This is a genomic window from Fulvimarina fulva (genome assembly GCF_039652615.1).
Classification (GTDB): Bacteria; Pseudomonadota; Alphaproteobacteria; order Rhizobiales; family Rhizobiaceae; genus Fulvimarina.
Genome location: NZ_JBDJAC010000011.1, coordinates 138985 through 144984 on the forward strand (window position 1 = coordinate 138985; position 6000 = coordinate 144984).

Sequence of the window (6000 nt, forward strand, 5' to 3'; positions counted from 1 at the left end):
CGGATCGTCTTAACGTCTCCTCCTTTGAGGGCCATCTGCGGAGAAGCGATTTGCCGGGCGCGATAACGGCGGACATCGACCCGCAAGACATCATTCTGGCCGTGAAAGCCGGGATGGACGCAATCATGGCCCTCAATGCCGATGTCCATGTCGAATACAAGGACGATGCCTCGCCGGTCACCATGGCCGACCGTGCGGCGGAACGCGCGATCACTGCCCATATCGAGGCACGGTCGTCGATCCCCATCGTTGCCGAAGAGCGCTTTTCGGCGGGCCGCGTGCCGGAGATCGGGGACCGGTTCCTGCTCGTCGACCCGCTCGACGGCACGAAAAGCTATATCGCCGGTAAACCCGACTACACGGTGAACATCGCGATCGTCGAAAACGGCGTGCCGGTCTTCGGCTGCGTCGGTGTTCCGGCGACCGGCGAGATCTATTCCGGCGGTCTCGGACTTGAGCCGACGGTGGAGCGAAACGGGGAGACGATCAGGCTCGCCGTGCGCGAGGCGCCCGAGCGGGTCGAGGCGTTGGTGAGCCGCAACCATCTGAGCAGCACCACGAAAGATTATCTCGACGGCCTCGACATCGCCGGAACGATCGCCATAGGCTCCTCCCTGAAGCTCTGCCTCTTGGCGGAAGGCAGGGGCGATCTCTATCCGCGCTTCAACCGGACCATGCAGTGGGACACGGCGGCTGGTCACGGGGTTCTTCTCGCGGCCGGCGGCTGCGTCGTCACGCCTTCCGGCGAACCCTTTCTCTACGGGCTTTACGGACGCACGCGCATCAGGCGGGAAGACGTTTTCGCGAACGGCTTCTTCATCGCAGTCGGAGATCCGAAGCTCCTGGACCGCGATGGCGTGATCCGCAGAGGCTGAACGCCAGCAAAAACGCGCCTCTCAGGGGATCGAGTGATCGAAAAGCCTCAGGCGATCCACAGATCCGCCCTTCATGGGAAACGATCGATACCCACATGAAAACGGACGAAGCCCGTTTCATCACTGCGCGAAACTATCTAGTCTCTTCAGCCATGACCGAATTGAAGCACCCGCTCGGCGACATGCCCCAGCCGCTTGACGCTCGCTCGCGCGAGATCTTCAAGCTGATCGTCGAAAGCTATCTCGATCAGGGCGAGCCCGTCGGCTCGCGCATGCTCTCCAAACTCTTGACCACTTCGCTGTCTCCCGCTTCGGTCCGCAATGTGATGAGCGATCTGGAGGCGCTCGGACTCATCTATTCGCCCCATATCAGCGCGGGACGCATGCCGACGGAACTCGGCCTGCGCTTCTTCGTCGACGCCTTTCTGGAGGTCGGCGATCTCGCCGCCTCCGAACGCGAGGAGATCGAGGAGAAAGTTCGTCTTGCCGGCGACGGCAGACCGTTCGATTCGCTCCTGACCGAGGCGAGCCAGCTGCTCTCCGGCCTGTCTCGGGGGGCCGGGATCGTGTTGACGGCGACGTCCGACCTGAGACTGAAGCACATCGAATTCATCCGTCTCGAGCCAACCAGGGCGCTCGCGGTGCTGGTCGGCGTCAACGGAGAAGTTGAAAACCGCCTGTTCGATCTGCCAACGGGCGTCACCCATTCCCAGCTGACAGAGGCCGGAAACTTCCTCAACGCCCATGTGGCGGGCCGCACGCTCAAAGAGGCGCGGGCGCGGATCGACCAGCTGAAGACCGAGACCAATGCCGCGCTGGACGTTCTGTCCCAGCAGCTGGTGGAGCAGGGGCTCGCGGTCTGGTCGGGCGCTGGCGGAGATCAGCCTTCCCGTCTCATCGTACGTGGCCGCGCGAACCTCCTCGAAAACGTGACCGCGGCCGAGGATCTCGAACGGCTTCGGCTGCTTTTCGACGATCTGGAAACCAAGAGCGGGATGATCGAACTCCTGGGGCTTGCCGAGAAGGGCGATGGCGTTCGCATCTTCATCGGCAAGGAAAACAACCTCTTTTCCCTGTCCGGCTCCTCGCTCGTCGTTGCTCCCTACGAGAAGGAGGCGACCGGCGGCGGCTACGAACGGGTGATCGGCGCCGTCGGCGTCATCGGGCCGACGCGCCTCAACTATCGCCGGATCGTGCCGATGGTCGATTACACGGCACGTCTGGTCTCCCGGCTTCTGTCGAGGCCCTGAGGGAAGATCGCGGGGAGCGCTGTGCGAAGGCTTGATTTTCCGGCGCGTCAATTCGATATGCGCGGTCGAGATACTGACATTTCCCGACGCTCCGCACTGCGGTCCGCTCAACACGGATCGAAGCGGCCTGGCGTTCTCGGGGCAAGACACGATGCACGAAGGACCAGTCGAGGCATGATGAGCGATACCGGCAGAAGCGAATTCGCCAATCTCGAAAACGAGGACGACGAGACGCTCGCTTTCGAAGACGCCGAAGCCAGTGATGAGGGCGATGGCGTCACCGAGCGCTACGAGGCGCGCATCATCGAGCTTGAAACGGAAAACGCCGATGTGAAGGAGCGCCTGCTCCGGCTTGCCGCCGACATGGAAAATCTGCGTCGCCGGACCGAACGCGAGGTGAAGGACGCCCGCAGTTACGCGGTGACGAACTTTGCGCGCGACATGCTCTCGGTCGCTGACAATCTGCGTCGTGCCGTCGACGCGGTGCCGGAAGAAGCCCGCGCCGGCGGCGAGAATGGCCTGACCGCGCTGATCGAGGGTGTTGAGATGACCGAGCGGGGGCTTCAGACCTCGCTGGAAAAACACGGCGTCAAGAAGCTCGATCCCGAAGGGCAGAAGTTCGATCCGAACTTCCATCAGGCTATGTTCGAAGTGCCGAACCCGGAAGTTCCGAACAACACGGTCGTTCAGGTCGTTCAGGCCGGCTACGCGATCGGCGAACGGGTGCTGCGTCCGGCGATGGTCGGCGTTGCCAAGGGCGGCCCGAAGCAGGGTGCCGCAAAGCCGAGCGAGCCCGCCATGGGCCATGACGATGCGACCGAGCAGACCACCGGTCAGGCCAGTGCGCCAGGCAGCTCTCTCTGAGCAACCGCTTGATGCGGAATGAATTTTCGACAGCCCCCGGAGCCGAATCGGCTTCGGGGGTTTTTCGTTTGTGGCTCACGCCCTGTCGCGGTCGGCCCTTTTCAGGAGCTTCGCCGACGCCATGATCGCAACGGTAATCGTGGCAAGGGCAGCGAAGATCGTCGAAAACCCATAGGCAGCGGCAACGATCCCGACGAGGGCAGGGGCGATCAGACCGCCGGAATAAGCGATCGCGGAGGCAATGGAGATGCCGGTGCCGTCGGCGAGGCCCTTCAGGTTTCCGGCGGCGGAAAAGGCGATCGGAACGACATTCGACAAGCCGATGCCGAGAATGAGGAAACCGATCAGGGCGGTCGGCAGCGAGCTCGCGAAGATCAGCACGACGAGACCGCAAAGGGCGATCATCAGGGAGACGCGAACGGTTCTGACGGCGCCATAGCGCTCGCGAATTCCGTCTCCGATGAAGCGAAACAGCGCCATCGTTGCTGAAAAGGCCGCAAAACCAAAGCCGGAGGCCGCGAGCGTGACGCCAAGCTCGTCGCGCAGGTAAACCGCGCTCCAGTCGATGACCACGCCTTCCTGGACGAAACCACCGAGGGCAACGAGACCAATGGCGATTGCGAGAAGCAGCGGCGTGCGCTGGGCTGCGAGCATGTCCCGCATCGGTAGGCGGGCCGCCGTCGTGTCCTTGGGCAGGGGGGCCTGTCTGTCGTCCAGCATGTTTGGCGCCACATAGAGCAGCGTCAGAAGGGCAAAGCTTGCGACGATGAGGGTGTGCCCGACCGGACCGAAGGTTTCGATCAGCGTGCCACCAAGCCCGGCTCCGGCGAAGGCGCCGAGGGACCAGAAGCCATGGCAGGACGACATGATCGCCCGATCCATGTGACGCTCGACCGACACCGCATTCGCATTGATCGCGACATCCATGCCGCCGAGCCCGATGCCGAAGACGAAAACCGCCAATCCCGCGAGTGCGGGGTGAGGGGCGGTTGTGAGGCAGGCGATGGCGAGCGCGAAGATGACTTGCGTTCCGACTGTGACATCTCGCGATCCGCGTTTGGCGATCAATGCGCCGACGATCGGCATCGCCATGACCGCGCCAAGACCGAAGATCAGAACCATGAAGCCGAAGGTCGCGGGCGTCAGGCCCAGTCGCGCACCGATGATCGGGACTTCCGGCGTCCAGCTGCCGAGGCCGAACCCGTTGACGAAGAAGCCAAGGCTCACCGCGAGGCGGATGAAGGTCTGCCGCGGGGACGCCTTGCGGTCTGACGTCGGGTTGAAAGCGCTCATGAGGCCTGGTCCTGATCTTCGAATGTATCGCCCGGTCGCACCGTCCGGTTCACATCGTCGGGCTGACGACCGGCGGTTATGATGTTCACGCCCCGACCCTTGAGATCGCGAAGCAAGTCGTGTTCGCACTCGTCCGTCACCAGTTGGTCAAGCGCGTCGAGACCGGCGAAGGAGAATGGGGCTGTATAGCCGAACTTGTCCCGCGTCACGGCGATGACGACCCTCGCGCTCCGTCGTGCGATCGCGGCCTTGAGTTCGGCTTCCTCAGCGGAAAATGCCGATAGTCCGCCTTCGGAGGAGAGAGCGCAGGTGCCGATGTAGGCTCTGCTCGGATTGATCTCCTCGATATCGCGAAGGGCCTTGCCACCGAGGCAGGAACCGAGATTGGCATCGAAGCGACCGCCGATGAGGACGATATCGGGTCCGTCGGGCGATGCCGCCGCCTCGGCGATGGCTGGCGCATTGGTGACCAGCGTAAGCGGCTTGAGGCGTGGAAGATGCCTGGCGATCTCCAGATTGGTGGAGCCCGCATCGATGAAAATCGTCTCGCCGGGCTGAACAAGTTCGGCCGCGAGCCGTCCGAGAATGCGTTTCACCGCCGTCTGTTCGTCACGTCGATGGGTGAAACTGGAAGGGAGGGTCTTCGGTCGAATCGCGCCGCCATAGACACGTTCGCAATAGCCCTCGGCGGCAAGCAGGCGCAGGTCGCGGCGAATCGTGTCCTCGGAAACGGAAAATTCGGCCGCGAGCCGGGTGGCTGATACCTGCCCCTCCATTGCGAGTCGCTCGCGAATGTCTGCGAGCCTCTGCCGGGAGATGGTTGCCGTCATGGTTCCTCCAATCACCGTTCCAGAACCATGCATAATTCGGAAAAACCTTGCAATACCACGAATGCGAGGCGATGCGGGAGCGTTTCGAGGGGGTAGTCTATTGGGGGTCACCGAGGCGCGCCTTACTCGCGGGCGTCTGCCCTGTCTTCTGTCTTGCGTTTTCCGAATTGTCTCCGCGATTTTCCACGCGCTTGCGGTCCGGCGGATGGGCGCGCGTATGGTTGGCGGGCGCTTGCACCATCTTCGTGGTTTGGGGGCTGAGGCTTGTTCGTGTCTGGCGCTGCGTCTGGGCGTTGCGTCCGGGGGAGGGGGATGCCTGGCGTGGTGTTGGGGGCGTGGTTATGGGTTTGGAGGTTCTGTCATTGATTTGTTGTGTTTGACGGATTGGTGACGTGGGGAGAGCTTATTTTCCAAGCATTTGGGTGGTTTTGCCGTGTTTTGTTGCGGTGCGAATTTTCTTTGAGATTTTTGAATTTGGCTGTTGACGGTTGGAATTTGATTGGCCTATATGCCGCTCATCGACGGCGCAGGGGCCGCCGGCGAGCTCTCCAGCTCGCTCTGGTCCCAGGCTTCGAGGCGGTGGTTCCGAGGATTTGGAATTGCTGCAATTGGCGGAAACGCTGATTGGGTCTTGAAGCTTTTGTGACGTGTTTCTATATCGGCGGAATGCTTTCGCCCTCCGGGATTTGGTCCACTGGATCGATCGGGCGGGACGAAAGATTTTTTCTCCAACGGATGGGTGAATGGCCTTTTACGGTCTTTGGCTTTTGTCCGGCGCGGTTTTTGTGACTGCGTGTTCTTTGACAAGTTGGTTATGTGATATTGAGAAGAAAGAGAGACGTGGGCGGCGTTTTTGCGGTTCCTGGCTTTCTGGACGGTACCTTTGCC

Annotated in this window: 6 protein-coding genes; 3 read left to right on the plus strand and 3 right to left on the minus strand. The window is 61.9% G+C overall.

What is annotated here, in order from left to right:
• Nucleotides 1-50 precede the first annotated feature (50 nt).
• From ABDX79_RS15355 to grpE, 3 genes are all read left to right on the plus strand, one after another.
• On the plus strand, nt 51-875 hold the full coding sequence (locus tag ABDX79_RS15355) for a 3'(2'),5'-bisphosphate nucleotidase CysQ family protein (protein ID WP_346221180.1): 825 nt from the start codon (nt 51-53) through the stop codon (nt 873-875).
• 152 nt (nt 876-1027) lie between these two features.
• Entirely contained in the window at nt 1028-2125 is a 1098-nt protein-coding gene (gene hrcA, locus ABDX79_RS15360) for a heat-inducible transcriptional repressor HrcA (protein ID WP_346221188.1), read from the plus strand.
• A gap of 177 nt (nt 2126-2302) precedes the next feature.
• Entirely contained in the window at nt 2303-2989 is a 687-nt protein-coding gene (grpE, locus tag ABDX79_RS15365) for a nucleotide exchange factor GrpE (RefSeq protein WP_463671185.1), read from the plus strand.
• 75 nt (nt 2990-3064) lie between these two features.
• Here grpE and ABDX79_RS15370 read toward each other — a convergent pair whose 3' ends face one another.
• From ABDX79_RS15370 to ABDX79_RS15380, 3 genes are all read right to left on the minus strand, one after another.
• The gene (locus tag ABDX79_RS15370) at nt 3065-4282 is read right to left on the minus strand and encodes an MFS transporter (RefSeq protein WP_346221182.1); all 1218 of its coding nucleotides are present in this window, start codon (nt 4280-4282) and stop codon (nt 3065-3067) included.
• The gene (locus ABDX79_RS15375; RefSeq protein WP_346221183.1) at nt 4279-5112 is read right to left on the minus strand and encodes a DeoR/GlpR family DNA-binding transcription regulator; all 834 of its coding nucleotides are present in this window, start codon (nt 5110-5112) and stop codon (nt 4279-4281) included. The genes ABDX79_RS15370 and ABDX79_RS15375 overlap by 4 nt, the downstream gene beginning before the upstream one ends.
• Before the next feature lie 504 nt (nt 5113-5616).
• Nucleotides 5617-6000: hypothetical protein (locus ABDX79_RS15380; protein ID WP_346221184.1), on the minus strand; the 384-nt coding region annotated here is incomplete at its 5' end.

Bases quoted from the DNA above. Each gene is read 5' to 3' on its own strand.
- hrcA (WP_346221188.1), top strand. From the start codon at position 1,028: ATGACCGAATTGAAGCACCCGCTCGGCGACATGCCCCAGCCGCTTGAC.
- grpE (WP_463671185.1), top strand. From the start codon at position 2,303: ATGAGCGATACCGGCAGAAGCGAATTCGCCAATCTCGAAAACGAGGAC.
- ABDX79_RS15370 (WP_346221182.1), bottom strand. From the start codon at position 4,282: ATGAGCGCTTTCAACCCGACGTCAGACCGCAAGGCGTCCCCGCGGCAG.
- ABDX79_RS15375 (WP_346221183.1), bottom strand. From the start codon at position 5,112: ATGACGGCAACCATCTCCCGGCAGAGGCTCGCAGACATTCGCGAGCGA.